General features: G+C 29.5%; 14 protein-coding genes. 3 read left to right on the top strand and 11 right to left on the bottom strand.

The window, feature by feature from the left end; translation table 11 throughout:
* The first annotated feature begins 199 nt into the window (after positions 1–199).
* Positions 200–628, top strand: coding sequence for a hypothetical protein (locus Q0J69_RS12200; RefSeq protein ID WP_297207973.1), 429 nt, complete (start codon positions 200–202; stop codon positions 626–628).
* A 105-nt stretch (positions 629–733) separates the two neighbouring features.
* Positions 734–1,144, top strand: a complete 411-nt coding sequence (locus tag Q0J69_RS12205; RefSeq protein ID WP_297207975.1) for a hypothetical protein — start codon at positions 734–736, stop codon at positions 1,142–1,144.
* Here the strand turns inward: Q0J69_RS12205 and Q0J69_RS12210 are convergent, their stop codons facing one another.
* The 11 genes from Q0J69_RS12210 to Q0J69_RS12260 form a co-directional block, all read right to left on the bottom strand.
* Positions 1,145–1,642 carry a prolyl-tRNA synthetase associated domain-containing protein gene (locus Q0J69_RS12210; protein WP_297207977.1) on the bottom strand — a complete coding sequence of 166 codons (498 nt, stop codon included), beginning with the start codon at positions 1,640–1,642 and terminating at the stop codon, positions 1,145–1,147. It lies immediately after the preceding gene.
* Positions 1,643–1,736: 94 nt separating this feature from the next.
* Positions 1,737–3,953: a dynamin family protein gene (locus tag Q0J69_RS12215; protein ID WP_297207979.1), complete on the bottom strand. Its 2,217-nt coding sequence runs from the start codon at positions 3,951–3,953 to the stop codon at positions 1,737–1,739.
* A gap of 18 nt (positions 3,954–3,971) precedes the next feature.
* Positions 3,972–5,528, bottom strand: coding sequence for a dynamin family protein (locus tag Q0J69_RS12220; protein WP_297207981.1), 1,557 nt, complete (start codon positions 5,526–5,528; stop codon positions 3,972–3,974).
* A gap of 75 nt (positions 5,529–5,603) precedes the next feature.
* Positions 5,604–7,331, bottom strand: coding sequence for a dynamin family protein (locus Q0J69_RS12225; protein ID WP_297207982.1), 1,728 nt, complete (start codon positions 7,329–7,331; stop codon positions 5,604–5,606).
* A gap of 152 nt (positions 7,332–7,483) precedes the next feature.
* Positions 7,484–7,939 carry an ATPase gene (locus tag Q0J69_RS12230; protein WP_297207983.1) on the bottom strand — a complete coding sequence of 152 codons (456 nt, stop codon included), beginning with the start codon at positions 7,937–7,939 and terminating at the stop codon, positions 7,484–7,486.
* Between the two features lie 75 nt (positions 7,940–8,014).
* Complete coding sequence (locus Q0J69_RS12235) at positions 8,015–9,883, bottom strand: V-type ATPase 116kDa subunit family protein (protein WP_297207985.1); 1,869 nt, start codon at positions 9,881–9,883, stop codon at positions 8,015–8,017.
* Positions 9,880–10,479: a V-type ATP synthase subunit D gene (locus Q0J69_RS12240; RefSeq protein ID WP_297207986.1), complete on the bottom strand. Its 600-nt coding sequence runs from the start codon at positions 10,477–10,479 to the stop codon at positions 9,880–9,882. Before Q0J69_RS12240 ends, Q0J69_RS12235 begins: the two co-directional genes overlap by 4 nt.
* Positions 10,480–10,494: 15 nt before the next feature.
* Positions 10,495–11,817: a V-type ATP synthase subunit B gene (locus tag Q0J69_RS12245; RefSeq protein ID WP_144106258.1), complete on the bottom strand. Its 1,323-nt coding sequence runs from the start codon at positions 11,815–11,817 to the stop codon at positions 10,495–10,497.
* Positions 11,810–13,579, bottom strand: a complete 1,770-nt coding sequence (locus Q0J69_RS12250; RefSeq protein ID WP_297207987.1) for a V-type ATP synthase subunit A — start codon at positions 13,577–13,579, stop codon at positions 11,810–11,812. The genes Q0J69_RS12245 and Q0J69_RS12250 overlap by 8 nt, the downstream gene beginning before the upstream one ends.
* Before the next feature lie 28 nt (positions 13,580–13,607).
* Positions 13,608–14,444, bottom strand: a complete 837-nt coding sequence (locus Q0J69_RS12255) for a DUF2764 family protein (RefSeq protein WP_297207989.1) — start codon at positions 14,442–14,444, stop codon at positions 13,608–13,610.
* Between the two features lie 13 nt (positions 14,445–14,457).
* Positions 14,458–15,072 (bottom strand): V-type ATP synthase subunit E, encoded by a 615-nt coding sequence (locus Q0J69_RS12260; protein ID WP_297207990.1) that lies wholly within the window; start codon positions 15,070–15,072, stop codon positions 14,458–14,460.
* Between the two features lie 286 nt (positions 15,073–15,358).
* Between Q0J69_RS12260 and hpt the strand changes: the two genes are divergently transcribed.
* Complete coding sequence (hpt, locus tag Q0J69_RS12265) at positions 15,359–15,889, top strand: hypoxanthine phosphoribosyltransferase (protein ID WP_297207992.1); 531 nt, start codon at positions 15,359–15,361, stop codon at positions 15,887–15,889.
* Positions 15,890–16,006 lie beyond the last annotated feature (117 nt).

Below are 16,006 nucleotides of genomic sequence, written 5' to 3' on the forward strand. Positions count from 1 at the left end.
AGCAAATTTATACTTTAGTATAAATTTAGTTTTTGCGGAGTAATTTTTATAAATAATAAAATGATTTTAGATTTAAAACAACAAATACAATAGCTATAAATTTATTTTAATAAAAACTATTGACTTAAATTATAAATTTATTATAATGATGATATACTTGACACTCGGTTATTAAATAATAATAAAGAGGTTATTTATTATGAATGACTCAAGAGATGATTTTTATACTAACGTAATAAATAACTATGATGAATATCTAAAAATAGTAGATATATGTCATAATTTATCATCTATTAGAATTAACCATTTAATAAGAACATTCGGCGGATATAATTATGAGAATGAATGCTACTATAATGAATTTAAAAATAAAGAAATATCATATTCTATAGATATATATTGCGACAGAATAGATTCTACATGCTTAATAATTCATTCCAGCAGAGGAATTAAAGATTTGGAACAGTTATTAATAGATGAAGAGTGCATGTACGGCTTCAGTAAATCCAGCGATGAAGATACTTTGTATAGAAAATTTGCATTTCCTAAAGAAGAGAAAAAATTATTCTTTATAACAGAAAAATTAATAAAAATTTTTAAAGCTAGAACTATGAGTTTAACTCAGTAATTTTTTTTGATTTTACTATTGACTAAATTTTATAAATTCAATATAATTTTAATCCATATCAAATAATTTTTATTATGAATACTGATAATCAGGAATTTATTAATTGTGATAAAATCATACAGAGAACTATATTTTGATATATTAAAAAATTATGATGAATATATAAAAATGCTTAATACATACAAAAATTCTTCTTCTATAATGATAAATTACTTAATTGAGAAATTCGGCGGATACAATTATGAAGATGAATGCTATTACAATATTTTTAAGAAATCAGACGGTTCATACTACTCCATAGACATTTACTGCAATAAATTTGATTCAACTTGTTTAATAATATATTCAAGCAAAGGTTCTAATGAATTAAACAATATATTAAAAGAAAATAATATAATCGGATTTAATATGTCTGAGGATGAAGATACATTATTTATGAAGCTTAATTTTCCAAAAGATGAAAACAAACTCTATTATATAACAGATAAGCTAATTAATATATTTAATTCTATATAATCAAATATCTATAATTTCTATATTATTATTATTTGTCTTTTTTACTAACTTTATTAAATCAGCATATTCAAGAAAAACAGTTGCCGTATTATCGCATGGATGTATGCCTATTATATTATTAGTTTCAGGAGATGTTAAATCTCTGTCTATTATAAAATTAACTTTTCCTTCTTTATCGTATAGAAGTCCGAATGGAGATACTGCTCCTTTAGTGAGATTAAGATATTTTTGTAAATCCTCTTCGCTTGCAAATGTGAGTTTAGCTTCTAATTTTGAACTTAAATCTTTCAAATTAAGTCTTTTAGCTTCTTCCATTATAACTAGAAAATATCTTTTAGTTTTTCTGCAAAATAAGAATATATTTTTTATTATTCTTCCTTTCTTATCTAGTTCAAGTTCAAGCATCTCTTCCATAGTATAAACAGCTTTATGTTCAACTGCTTCATATTTAATATTATTTTCTTTTAAAATATTATAAATTTCTTCTTTATTGCTCATAATAAATCCAATTTTTTTAATGAATATTATAATATCTTTTTATTAAAAGTCCATAGCAATATATAAAAATACTGCTATGGATTAATATAATTTTTTAAGATAAATAACTATTTTTAATATTATTTAAATCTTCTATGGCATTTTCATAAAGTGATTTATATTTTTCTTTATTCTCCAACTCTTTGCGAAGTTTTTCAGATTCTTCTTTTATATTATTAGTAAGTTTTTCTATTAATGTTCCTGCTTCAGAATCTAATTTGGAAGTTATTTCAGAAGACCTAGACCTTATTATATTGCCCATATCCCTAACTATTGAAGATAAAACTCTTCTCAAAGCATTCTGCAATTCGCTTACAGAAGTTTCGCTTTTTCCAGACACTGCACTAATTACATCTTCTGCATAATCTTTGCTTATATCAATATTTGGAAGAGAAATGCCTCTTAATACTTTTTTAAGAGGATATATAATATCATCAACATCAAAATCTTTGTCGCCTAAGTCAAATACGCCAGAAACAGACTGTATTATTTCTACAGGGAAAGTTTCATGGTCTATAATATTTTTACAAGTTTCATTAATTAATGTTCTTGACTTTTTCAAAGCCTGATTTACATTTTCTATAGCATCATGAGTGGAGGCATAGGAAATATTCCTTGTTCTTGTTTGTTCCTCTGTTCCTCCTATACCTAAAAACCTTGCTATTCCGCTTAAAATTCCTCTTTTTTTTACAGTTACCGTATGTTGCTCTGTTCTAGTTCTCTCCTGTACATTTGCAAAATCATTTGCTAAATCATCTATTTCATTAATCAAGTCATAGAATTTTACCTTTACTTCATGTATCTTAGAATCATAAATATCCTCTATTCTTCCTTTTAATTTAGAAACAACAGAAAGATTTTTTTTAAGCTTTTCATTCAATGTTCCTATATCTGCATTAATGAACTCATTATATCTCATATTGATATTGTCAATTAAACTATTTAAAGCATTATCTATAGATTTTCTTTTTCCTAAAACTAGATCATTTATTTTATCTTGAAATATTTTTTCAGCTCTTGCAACTAAACTAGGTATAACTTCTTTATTAAATACATCAATATTAGCTAATTCCATAAGACCGTCTTTAGATAAATCAGCTTTAGGATATGCCCTTTGAAGCTGTTTTTTAGTATGTTCTTCTTCTTCAGATAAATTATCATAATGCTTGGCAATATTATAGCACATAGAACTTATTAAATATGTTTTGGCGTTCTCTAAAGATTTTTTTCTATCATCATCCTTTGTCATATATTTACCTATCAGACCTCTGTACTGAGAATCTAATTTCGATGATATTGCTGATACAGCTACATTAATATCTTCATTATATTTTTTTGCTTCTCCTATTAATCCGTTATCAAATTTGCTTCCTATAACAAATACTTCTCTAATTCCATTTTCAGGCAGATGCTCTGTAAATAATGAAACATCCTGAGAATCAAAAAACTGAGATGACTGAGATAATAAAAATACCGCATCGCATTTGCTTAAAAAAGTACGTGTTAGATTACCGCGGCTTATAACAGGGTCATTTAATCCTGGAGTATCTACTATATCAAAATCTTTTATAGCATCTATATTCAAAAATAATTCTACATATTTTACTATAGCAGTGTATGCTCCGTTAGCTCCTACATAATCTTCTAATCTATTTTTTAAATCATTAGCAGAAGAAATATTATCTAAAATCTCAAAATTATCTTTCTCTGATGAATTGATTTTAGATTCAAGTCTGGCGGCATTTTTATTAAAAAGCTCATACATCTCAAAAAAAGCCTTATTGCTCTCTGATACATTATCCATTGATTTTAATAATTCCATATCGCTTTTATTTACAGGCTCTCTATTTTTCTCTCTTAATTTAGCATTCATTTCTTCTCTTTTCTGATCTATTAAATTTTTTGCTTTTTTAGCACCTTCTTTAATATTATCCCAATCAGTATTGTTAAAGAAATGAACCTTAGCATAGTTTTTTTCACTGTATCTTATTTTAGTTAAAGCAGCAGTCATAGGAGTTACAGCTTTAGGAAGAATATCCTCTCCTTCAAAAAATAATGCATTCAAAAAAGATGATTTGCCTGCCTTTACCTGACCTACTATAGCTATAGTTAAAGTTTTATCCTCACTCTCTAATCGCTCCAATCCTTCTGTTAAAGATGAAAAACTATCTTTTATATCAGAAAGAGATATATCATCCAGCAACTCTTTATACGATGATGATTCTAATTTTGATATCATATCTTTTACTTTTTGTGAAAAATTATTATTCATATTTTTCTCCTAGTTTTATTATATAGATAAATTAGATGCTCTGTTAAAAGCAAATAAAGATTCCTTAAATTGTCCGCTTTCACTATAAGCCCAAGCAAGAAGCCTCCAGCTTTCATAATCCTTACTATTTATTTCTACTGCTTTTTTCAAAGACTCTATGGTTTTTTTATAATTATTAAGACCAGAATATGCAAGACCTAGCTGATACCATAAATTAAAGCTATCAGAATGTGTAGGAATAAGAAACTCTAATTCTTTTACAGCATCATTATATTTATGAAGCCTATTGAATTCTACTGCCTTTTTTAATGCTGTTTCATCTATAGTTTTATAAGTTTTATTTGTTTTTTTCTCTTTTACTGTTTCGCTTGCTTTTTTAGGTTTTAAATTAGGTATTAATTTTAATATAAAAGAATCCATTTCCATACATACTCTTTTTAATTCTTTTATGATAAAGTCTATATTATTTCTCTGTATCTTTATCTTTGATAAAACTTTATTAATATCACTTATTTTATCGCTGGATTTTAATCCCAAATGCATTTTAGCCAAATTAGAAATCTCTGTTTCTAATGACAAATCCTTTTCTATATTACTATAATAACTTTCAAAACTTTCAAATAATTCTTTTATATCTTCTATTCCCTCATCTTTTACTTTGTCATTAACATCCTTAAAAACTTTGAATAAAATATCAAATCCATCCTGAAAGTCTTCGGGATATTTAGATGAATAAAGATATATTTCTATATTATCTAAACCCTCATCTTCTAAAGTACTTTTTATATTATCATAAACTTCCTGTGCCTTACTTTTTGTAAGCAAATCAGCCTTATTTAATACTATTATCTTAGGCTTATCAGAAGCATAATCCTGAAGAAAATTTATATCATCCTCTTTAATTGTACCATTTGTTATATCTATTACCCATATAACATAATCCGCTCCCTTTATACCCTCTATAGCCATATTCTTATCATCTTCTTCCAAACTCAGATCCGAACTCTCACCTGTATAACCTGGGGTATCTAATAAAGCTATATTTTGAAAATTTAATTTTTTGGTATGAAGCGAAACATATCTTATCATGCTTCTTACATTCTGATGATATTCATTAGAAAAACTATGCGTTACAAAATCATATAAATCTTCATCTATCTTAGTACGTCCGCTGAAATGATTTCTTATATAAAGAGTGTCATTTTCATCCTTATCATCATAAACTACATAAGTATTTAATGCTGTTGTAGGCTCTATAGATGTAGGAAGAACATCATTTTTTAGAAAAGAATTTATCATGCTTGTTTTACCAGAACTAAATTGTCCGCATAAAGCTATTACATTTTTATGATAATAAAGAGGAAAATTAACTGCATTTTCTACCTTCTCGCATAGCTCTTTTAATCTTTTTAAATGTCCGCCGTTTGGAAGATTTTTCTCATCGCATAAATTTACTAAATAATTATAACGCTCCCAAAGGAGTTTTAATATTTTTAATTCATTTGAGTCATCAGGCTGCTTGGATAATATCTCCAAAACCTTCTTATGTTTTAATATATTCCCTTCTAAACTCATTATAATATTCCTTTCTTAAATCAAAATGCCCTTCCTAAATTATTTATTTTTCATCTGCATAAATGAATTGATAATTTATAATAAAGTATTCATTTCTGAAATTATATTATTAACTTTGTTTAAATCTTCCTGCATTTCATTTTTAAGAGCTTCAAATTCACTTTCTTTTTGTTTTTTCTCTTCCAAAAGAGAATTTAAAGTTTCTTCTATAGATTTAACATCATCTTCAAATTTAGCTCTTACAGCATCTATAAAGTTTCCAGTCTGCTCTGACACCATAGCTTCTACCTTGCTTCTAATCTGAGATAATACACTAGGTATAACACTACCTGTAATTTGTGATTTTATCTGTTCATTTTGAGCATTCTCATTGCCTGATTTGAATAATCCTGATAATAAAGGCAAAGCAGCTATTACCAAAGCTCCAACTATAGGCAAAGCAACAGAGGAAAGAGTAACAGCAGTACTTACAGCCGCAGTAGCACCCAAAGTACCTGCAACTGTAACACCAGCTGTAGTTAATAATCTTGATTGTATAAACTCCTTTAATATATCAGACATATCATCTACAGTTTTATGTGCCAAACTTAAATCTCCTACATTAGGAGAAGCTACAAGTAAATCGCCTAATGCAGAATCAAAGCTTAACTGAAGTCTTGCATAAATATCTCCTAAAGCCTTATTTAAATTTCTATCGCTGCTTGATACTATAACAGGTCTTACAATCTGATTAATAGCATCTCCTAAACCAGAAGAATTTTCTTTCACCTTTGAAACAAGCATATCCGCATTAGAGCTTAAAGCATTAGATATATCAGAAATTATATTTGAAACTACTTCTCCATTAACTTTATTTTTTATATTTATAATTTCTCTGTCTATAATATTTTCTATTTCCTTTTTTTTATTTTTTACTGAATTTATATTCTCATTTATTTCTTTAGCATCTAAAAAACTATATTTAATTTTTCTATCTAATTCGCTTTTTAATTCATTTTCTATTAAATATGCTATATGATTTTTTATAAACTTCTTAACTATAGAATCAACTTCTACATTCCTTATAACATTATCAAAATCTGCTAAATCATCATTTATAGAAGAAACCGCCCCTACAAAAACTTCCTCTCCTATATTATCATATATAACATCTCTTGAATATTTTTTTATATCCTCTATATCTTTAGACATTTTTAAATCTGATTTTGTAATAATTAAAGCAAAGTTAAGCTTATATAATTCAAGTTCTTTCAAAAAGGATAAAAGAGAATCTTTAGGTGTTCCCTGTGCTGCATCCATAATTACTATAAAAAATGAGGCGTCATTTAGATAATTTTGTATGGCTTTATTATGCTGCTCATAACCTGAATCAAGTCCTGGCATATCTACTATTGTAATATCTGTCAAAGTTTTTAATTTACTGCTGTTAATATACATTTTAACATACTGACAGGAATTTGATGTTAATTCAGATAAATGCTCTATAGTATTTTTTGAAACATTACCATTATTATCAACTATTTCTAAATAATTCTCATCAGAATAATATAATTCACATGCAACAGCAGTTAATGGAGTTATATCTTCAGGTAAATACTTAAAACCAAAATACTTATTTAATAATGAACTTTTACCAGAACTAAATAATCCTATTAAGGGAGCATTAACCTTGAAATTAGAAATGATGTTTTTTTTAGCTTCCAATAATTCTTTAGTCTTGCTGAAGTCATACTTTGAAGCTATATCTACGCAGGAATTTACAATAGATATTGATTTTTCTTTAATAATATTTACAGATGACATAATATATCCTTTATAAAAAAATTATAATAAGCATATAATATCATACAATAAAATATAAATCAAATATAACATGTAATTATCAATAAAAAATCCGTAAGAGTATTATCACTCCTACGGATTTCTATTTATTCACTTTTATTAATTTTACTTAATTAAGCACCTAAAACACCACTGATTAAGAATGCTGTAGCGAAAGAAACGATAGCGTAAAGTTCTGGGAATACAGCAACGATGATAGTATTACCAAATACGTCATAACCATTACCTATAGCTTCAACACCATTAGCACAAACTTTACCTTGGAATATAGCAGAAACCATACAAGCTAAACCAACAGCAATACCAGCACCTAATATAGCAGCACCTTGGAAGATGTTTATATCAGCTGTTAAATAAGGCTGCATAATGAAGAAAGCAGCAAAACCATAAAGACCTTGTGTACCAGGCAAAGCACTTAAAACAAGACAGCTACCAAATGCATCTTTGTTTTTTTTCAAAGCACCAACTGTAGTCATAGCAGAAATAGAAGTACCTACTGCACTACCAATACCAGACATACCTACCATTAATCCTGCTCCTATGTATCCTAATAAAAGCGCTGTGTTCATTGTAAAACCCATAATAAAATCTCCTTTTTTAGATTTAATCAAATATAATTTTATGTTATTTTTTTTATTTTTTAATTAAGCCGCTTTTTTTAGAGGCTTATACTCTTTACCGCCGCCCTCAAAGCCAACATTGTTGTAGAACTCTACGAATGTTAATCTCAAAGGGTGTACCAAAGCACCAAGTATGTTCAATGCGAATATAGCTATATGTCCGAATACTAGGAATACAACCATTATCACCATTCCAACACCAGGTATAGCTTTGAAACTCATACCTATTTGGTTTATTACCAATGCTAATATAGAACCAGAAGCACCTAATGCAAACAAACGTATGTATGAAAGCGTATCACCCATTATACCAGTAGCAGCAAAATATACGCCAAGTATAGAGTTTAATACATCTGGTTTTTTACCAACATTAGAAAGTATTACCAAGAATACCAATCCAACTAATATTAAGGCATAATATATAGTGCTGAATTGTTTGATAACCTGCATTTTCTGCATATCACCCAAGAACCATAAAACAAGTCCTGGTATGAATAAAAGTTTACCAATAGCACCAAGTATATCACCTATAGGGCTGGTTTTTATTCTGTCTATAACACCAACTACCAAAGCGAAGCATATATGAAGTACTCCTATAAGTAATGCTGTATTAAATGGTGTTAAGAACCAATTTTCTTTGATATCAGTAATTATCAAATATTTACTTAAAGTAGCAAATATAGGAATTTGTGTATTAGAAGGTATGCTTACACCAAAGAAACTTCCTCCATTTATAACACCCATAATAGCAGTACATATACCCAATGTTAAAGCAAGTATTCCTATACCTCTTAAACTTCCCTTTAATACAGTAAATAAACCTATCAAAGCTATTATAGTTAATACCAAACCATAACCAGAATCACCGAAACAATAAGCAAAGAACAAAGGATAGAAAACTGCTATCATAGGAGTTAAATCTATCTCAAAATAATTCGGTAATTGGAATAATTTTGTAATAAGCTCATAAGCACCAGAATATTTATTATTTTTAAGTTCAACTGGTACTTTATCATCCCTTGTAGGATCTTCAAGTATATAAGCTATTTTTTTGTTATCTAAGAAAGTTTTAACTTCAGCCTCTTTATCTTTAGGAACATAAGCCTCTACATAAAGAATCTTACCTTCTGTAACTTCGCTAGCTATAAAGCTCTCTTTAGCCTCTTCAAAATTATTTTGTATATTTAAATTATCTATCTCTTTATTGATAGCTTCTATATATACCTGATTTTTAATAATTTCAGTATCATTAACTTCAATTTCTTTATCAAGTTTAGCTATCTCGCTGTTTATCTCATCATAAGATTTAGAAGGCATATTGATAACATCAAAAGGAATAGTTTCTTCAGAACCCTCTTTTTTGAAAGCAGCAAAATAAACTTTTCCAGCCTCTTCTTTTACAGCATAAGTAAATATATCATTAACTTTAGAGAAATCATAATCATTATACTCTTTAACAGCACCTGAATAGAAAATAATATTATAACCAGTATTTTCTTTTAATTTATTAACTTTATCAAAGCTAAAATTACCAAAAGGAGCTATAATAGATAATTCTTTTCTTAAAACTTCTCTTTCAGCTTTTAATTTATCAGAAGTCTGAGATGTATTAATAACAGCTTCTATAACTTCACTAGCCTTTTTAGATACTATTTCAGCTTTCACATTAGAAACATCTTTTTTAGCTTTTTTAGCATCAGCCAAAGCAGTACTAATAATATTTTTAGCTCTTAAAGCATCATGTTTTTTAGCGGATATATTATCTATATTTTCACTAGAAACACCGCCTGCGATTTCTATATGAACAAGTCCAAGTGATGCCAAATCGCTTAAAGTTTTTTCCTTATCCTCATGAAAGACAAAGAGAGAGAGTTTCTTCATTTTTCTAATCATAAAGATGCCTCCTTAGCTCTGTTTCTTTCTTTAACTATTTTTTGAGAAGACTTACTTAAATTGTCCTCGTCTTCCATATACCTTTTAATCTTGATTATAGCTGTTTTATACTCAGGTATTTGAACTTTCTCATAAAGGTTAACTTTCTGAGTAGTTTTTTTCCTAGCATAAGCCAAAGCATTTAATCTAGCCTCAGTCATTTCAATTTTTACTTGAATAGTCATAAGGCGTTCAAACATGCTTATAGCAAGTCTTATCCAAGAAGGCATATTAAAGAGGCTGACATTTTCAATAGCAAAATCTATGTCAGAAAGAATAGCAACTTTAACACCAGCAATATTTTTTTGTTCTGAATTAATCTTTTTGATTTTAACAATCTCTGGGAATTCAGTCCAAAAGCCGTTGTAGTTTTGATTCTCTTTAACTAATTTTTGATATTCCTCTTTAAGTAATTCAATCTCAGCGGTAATCTTTCTAACCTCAAGACGAAGTGCTGCCTCTTTACTTTTTAAAGTAGGCAAAGCTTTCTCACGAATAGTAAGCTGGCGTCTTAGGTTTTGAAGAGCCGTTTTATTGTATTGAAACTTTAATGCCATATTTTTACCTACTTTTTAGTTTTTCCATTTTCCAAATTGTTCTACTAAAGAATCTTTAATACCTACTTCTGCTTTACTGAAGTATTTACCCATTAATTCCCAGCCTGTTTCCAACATCTCATCAATTTTGATGTTAATGTCTATAGCAAGTAATCTTTCAGAATATTCAGCAGCATATTTTAAACATCTTTCATCATATTCAGTCAAGTCAAAACCATTTTCTTTTTTCATTTTAGCATTAGCAGCATCTGAATAAAGACGAACCAAAGTGTTCATTACAGCAGGGTGATCTTCTCTAGTTTTCTTACCTATAACCAACTGTTTCAAACGTGAAAGACTTCTGAATGGGTCAATAATTGTTTTACCTATATCAGAGTCACGTCTTAAGTAAAGCTGACCTTCAGTGATGTAACCAGTGTTGTCTGGTACAGCATGAGTAATATCACCTTCGTTAAGAGTAGTAACAGCAATAATAGTAATAGAACCTCCGTCTGGGAACTGAGCTGCTTTTTCATATATTTTAGCTAAGTCAGAATATAAAGAACCAGGCATAGAGTCTTTAGAAGGTATTTGGTCCATTTTGTTAGATACTATAGCCAAAGCATCCGCATAAAGCGTCATGTCTGTAAGAAGAACAAGAACTTTTTGTTTATGCTCAACTGCGAAATATTCAGCAGCTGTACAAGCCATATCTGGAACTAAAAGTCTTTCTACTGGAGGGTCATCTGTAGTATTGATGAAACATATAATTTTATCCAAAGCTCCAGCTTCAGTAAATGTGTTTTTAAATGATAAGTAGTCATCGTTAGAAAGTCCCATACCTCCAAGTATGATCTTATCAGCTTCAGCTCTTAAAGCTACCTGAGCAAGTACTGCGTTGTATGGCTGGTCTGGGTCTGCAAAGAACGGTATTTTTTGTCCTGTAACAAGAGTATTGTTAAGGTCAATTCCAGCAATACCAGTAGCAATAAGTTCAGAAGGCTGTTTTCTTCTTACTGGGTTTACGGAAGGACCGCCTATTTCTACCTCTTTACCTTCTACTTCAGCACCGCCGTCAATAGGCTCTCCGTAAGCATTGAAGAATCTTCCTGCAAGAAGTTCGCTTACTTTAAGTCTAGGAGGTCTGCCTAAGAATACTACTTCAGCATTAGTAGGTATACCTTCAGTACCTTGGAAAACCTGAAGTGTAACAATATCTCCTATCATCTTTACAACCTGAGCAGGTCTGCCTGCTACAAGAGCCATCTCATCGTTGCCGACATTTTCTGCTCTTAAAGATACAGTTGCTTTAGTAATCTGTACTAATTTTGTATATACTTTTTGAAATGCTTTAGGCATGTGTTATACTCCTTTCAGCAAATATTGATTCCATCTCAGCTGTGTATTTTTTATGATCATCAGACTGATATACAGAATAGTTCATCTGTTTGAATGCGTTAATAAGTCTTTTGAAATAAGTACCTACTTCGCTGTAATCATCAAATCTGTAATCTGCTTCTACAACTTTCATAACCTGATTTAATAATTCTTTTTGCCTTTCTATAGGGCAGTTCTTATCTACTTTATCAAAAGCATCCTGCTGTAAGATAACGAAGTCTATAAGCTCAGCTTTCCATAAACGCTGATGGTATTCAAGAGGTACTGCGTCATCACCAAGAATGCTTATTTGGTCATTAGCTTCCTGTCCTCTTCTAGCAATATCTTTTGCTTTAGTTACTTTATCTGCCCAGCCTTTTTCTATATTAATATTTGAGAACTCTACAAATTCAGGATATTCTATATATTTAGAATAAGAATCTAATGGGTCAACAGCAGGATATCTTTTACTGTCGGCACGTTTTTGTGATAAAGCGTAGAAACATCTAGCAGCTTTACGTGTAGATTCTGTTACTGGTTCTTTTAAGTTACCGCCTGCAGGAGATACTGTACCGATAAATGTAATAGAACCTGTTTGTCCGTTATTTAAGTATACGAAGCCTGCTCTTGCATAGAAGCTTGAAATAATAGCAGGCAAGTCAATAGGGAACGCATCAGGACCAGGTAACTCTTCAAGACGGTTAGACATCTCTCTTAATGCCTGTGCCCAACGTGATGTAGAGTCAGCAAGAAGAAGAACTTTAAGTCCCATTGATCTGTAATATTCAGCTATAGTCATACCTACATAAACTGAAGCTTCACGGGCAGCTACCGGCATGTTTGAAGTGTTACAGATGATAGTAGTTCTTTCCATCAAGCTTCTTCCAGTTCTTGGGTCTATAAGTTCTGGGAACTCAGTGAATATTTCTACTACCTCATTAGCTCTCTCACCGCATGCTGTCATTATAATCAAGTCAGCATTTGCGTTAGTAGCTAAAGCGTGCTGTAATACTGTTTTACCAGCTCCGAAAGGACCAGGAATAAATCCAGTACCGCCTTCTGTTATAGGGTTAAATGTATCTATAGTTCTAACACCAGTTTCCAACAATTTAAATGGTCTTGGTTTTTCTCTATATGATTTAATAGTTAGTTTTACAGGCCAAGTTTGTATCATAGTTACATTAACTTTTTCGCCGTTAGCTGCTTTTATTACAGCTAGTGTATCCTGTAAATGATAAGTGCCTGCTGAAGCTACGCTTTCAACCACACCTTTGCCTTCAAATTTGAAAGGAACCATTATTTTATGGTCAATCCAACCCTCTTTAACAGCACCAATCCAATCTCCAGCTTGTACTTCTTCTCCAACTTGAGCTATTGGAGTAAAGTCATATTTTGATTCTTTATCTTCAGAAAGATTATTATATTTTCCTCTTTCCAAGAATACGCCTTGTAATTTATCAAGGTCATTTTGTAATCCGTCAAAGTTTTTACCTAAAAGTCCAGGTCCTAATTCAATTTCTAACATTGAACCAGTAAACTCTACGGCATCACCTAATTTTACACCCCTAGTAGATTCAAATACCTGAGCACTAGCACTAGTACCTGATATTTTAATTACCTCAGCCATAAGTTTTGTATCACCGTTTCCGCATGATACATAACATATTTCGTTTTGAGAAACAGGTCCGTCTACCTCTATGGAAATTAGGTTTGATATAATAGCAGTTACATTACCTTTAGTCATTTCTATCTCCTAATTAATTATACAAAACTTACATAGCAGACGCTTTACTTTTTAAAGATTCTATAAGCGTCTCCAAATGTTTCTTACCTTCCTCTTCATTCCTTCCATTTATACTAACAGCATAAGTGAGATTTATATAATAAGCAAAAACATTATCTGTGGTAAAAGATTTAATAGAAGTTGCTTTATCCAAAAAGTCTTTTACTAAAGAACATTCTATATTTTCCATGTTATATGGATCTGCTTTATCTGATGAATTGAATGTTTCTATAATAGAATTTATATACGGTATCTCTCTGCCAACTCCAAAATCCTGTGCTGTTGATTTTGTTAAAGCTGATATCAAAGAATAATCGCCTATTAACTCTTTTGCTATCTCCTCACTTGAGAAACCTAAAGCTCTTCCATTTAAAGCTGCCAAAACATTTTTCAAATCACGCATAAATAAGGCATAAGATTTTATAAATGAATTGCCGCATTGTATCATCTCTTCATAATACAAATTGAGAAGAGTATTTTCTATATGTCTTACACTATCCCATTCAACATTCTTATTATCTTCTAAAAACTTATTCATATATTTAGGCAAATTAGAAATAGTGGAAAATTTCTGCATCTCTTCTTTACTGAATGTTGATGGCTCTATATGTTCAGCATAAGGAGTAAATAATCCCTTTTGTTTAGCTATAGCACTTACTAAATTTTTATTATCATTCTGATATATAAGATAGCCAAAAAGTTTTGCATCTTTAGCACTTAAACTTGATAATATGCTTTGAGTAATTTCATTAATATCATACTTAGCCTTAGCGTCAGAAAGTTTTACTTCGGGAAGACCTGAGATAAGATAATAATATGATCCCATACTCGCCCCTTCCTTATTTATTAAAAATAACTTCTTCCGTTTTTGCTTTAATGTAATCACTAAAGAATGCTACAAAATCTTCATCTGTAAACTGAAGCTGATAATTGCCGCCTTCAGGTACAATTTTAAAACCGTTTGATAATTTTTTATCAAAATTAATAGTAGCATTTCTGATGGCACTTTTTATAGATTTTTCAAATGCTGAATCTATATCGCCTTTTTTAGATTCTGGGAAATATACTGTTACATCTGAATCGCCTGAAGATATATCCCATTTTTTTACTACTTCAAGGATTAAGTTTTTTAAAAAATCAGCATCAGCAAAAGCACCTTTTAAACCGTCTTCTAATACTTTAGCTGTTACCAATTCTTTTACTCTTTGCTTTAAAGCACTGATTGATTGCTCGCCTGCCATACGTACATCTGTAATTGTGTTCTTTTTAAGCTCTTCTGACTTTCTTTCTGCTTCTTTAATAATTTCTTCTGATTTAGCTTCTGCTTCTTTTACTATTCTTTCAGCTTCACTTTTAGCATTTGAGATTATTTCATCTGCTTTCTTGTTAGATTTTTCAACACCATCCTGATATATACGTTCAAGAAGGGAGTCAAGTTTTTTGTCCTCAGCCATAATAACTCCTTAACTTTTTATAAATTAATTTATAGAAATTTAAAAAATTTTCTCCGTACACTATATATTAACGTATTTTATCAATATTTTTAAAAAAATCAAGCAAAATACACAAAATATAACATGCTATATTAATTTTTTTAAATTAAAAATTAAATAAATGTTAATTATATGTACAAAAATGTTATTCATATATAAAAAAATAAACATTAACAAAAACTTTAAAATTATACATATATGTTATATAATAAATCATAATTATCTTTTAAATAAAGGAATAAGCTAAATGAAAAAAGATGATAATATATATAAAATATTAATCGAAGAAAATACCATAAATGAAAAAGTTAAAGAACTAGCACACAAAATCACAAATGATCTTAAAGATAAAGATAATATACCATGTCTAATAGGACTTTTAAAAGGTTCTTTTATCTTTATAGCCGATCTGTCAAGATATATAGACATACCTATAGAAATTGATTTTATGATAGTATCAAGCTATGGAAACAATAAAATTGGATCTGAAATAAAAATACTTAAAGATGTTGATGTGCCTTTAACTGGAAGGGATGTAATCATAGTAGAAGATATTATTGATACTGGATACACTTTAGAAAAAATATGCGAAATACTAAAGACTAGAAATGCTGCTTCTATAAAAATATGCACTCTTCTAAATAAGCCTTCAAGAAGAAAAGTTGATATAAAAATAGATTACAACGGCTTTGATATTGAGGATGAGTTTGTTGTAGGTTATGGTATTGATTATGCTCAGAAATATAGAAATCTTCCTTATATTGGAGTTGTTAAATAAATTTACTTTATAAAGATTTAAAGTAAATAAAAAACATAAATTCCAATTGGGCTAAGAATTTTAAATATATATGATGTTATAATTAAATGCTCTTTACAAGTATTTATTGAAAGAATA

It is taken from the genome of uncultured Brachyspira sp., from assembly GCF_944388875.1.
In the GTDB taxonomy this organism is placed as follows: Bacteria; Spirochaetota; Brachyspiria; order Brachyspirales; family Brachyspiraceae; genus Brachyspira.

Coding starts and splice junctions, on each gene's coding strand:
- hpt (WP_297207992.1), top strand. CDS start 15,359: ATGAAAAAAGATGATAATATATATAAAATATTAATCGAAGAAAATACC.
- Q0J69_RS12225 (WP_297207982.1), bottom strand. CDS start 7,331: ATGTCATCTGTAAATATTATTAAAGAAAAATCAATATCTATTGTAAAT.
- Q0J69_RS12215 (WP_297207979.1), bottom strand. CDS start 3,953: ATGAATAATAATTTTTCACAAAAAGTAAAAGATATGATATCAAAATTA.
- Q0J69_RS12250 (WP_297207987.1), bottom strand. CDS start 13,579: ATGACTAAAGGTAATGTAACTGCTATTATATCAAACCTAATTTCCATA.
- Q0J69_RS12235 (WP_297207985.1), bottom strand. CDS start 9,883: ATGATTAGAAAAATGAAGAAACTCTCTCTCTTTGTCTTTCATGAGGAT.
- Q0J69_RS12220 (WP_297207981.1), bottom strand. CDS start 5,528: ATGAGTTTAGAAGGGAATATATTAAAACATAAGAAGGTTTTGGAGATA.
- Q0J69_RS12260 (WP_297207990.1), bottom strand. CDS start 15,072: ATGGCTGAGGACAAAAAACTTGACTCCCTTCTTGAACGTATATATCAG.
- Q0J69_RS12240 (WP_297207986.1), bottom strand. CDS start 10,479: ATGGCATTAAAGTTTCAATACAATAAAACGGCTCTTCAAAACCTAAGA.
- Q0J69_RS12230 (WP_297207983.1), bottom strand. CDS start 7,939: ATGAACACAGCGCTTTTATTAGGATACATAGGAGCAGGATTAATGGTA.
- Q0J69_RS12255 (WP_297207989.1), bottom strand. CDS start 14,444: ATGGGATCATATTATTATCTTATCTCAGGTCTTCCCGAAGTAAAACTT.
- Q0J69_RS12200 (WP_297207973.1), top strand. CDS start 200: ATGAATGACTCAAGAGATGATTTTTATACTAACGTAATAAATAACTAT.
- Q0J69_RS12245 (WP_144106258.1), bottom strand. CDS start 11,817: ATGCCTAAAGCATTTCAAAAAGTATATACAAAATTAGTACAGATTACT.
- Q0J69_RS12210 (WP_297207977.1), bottom strand. CDS start 1,642: ATGAGCAATAAAGAAGAAATTTATAATATTTTAAAAGAAAATAATATT.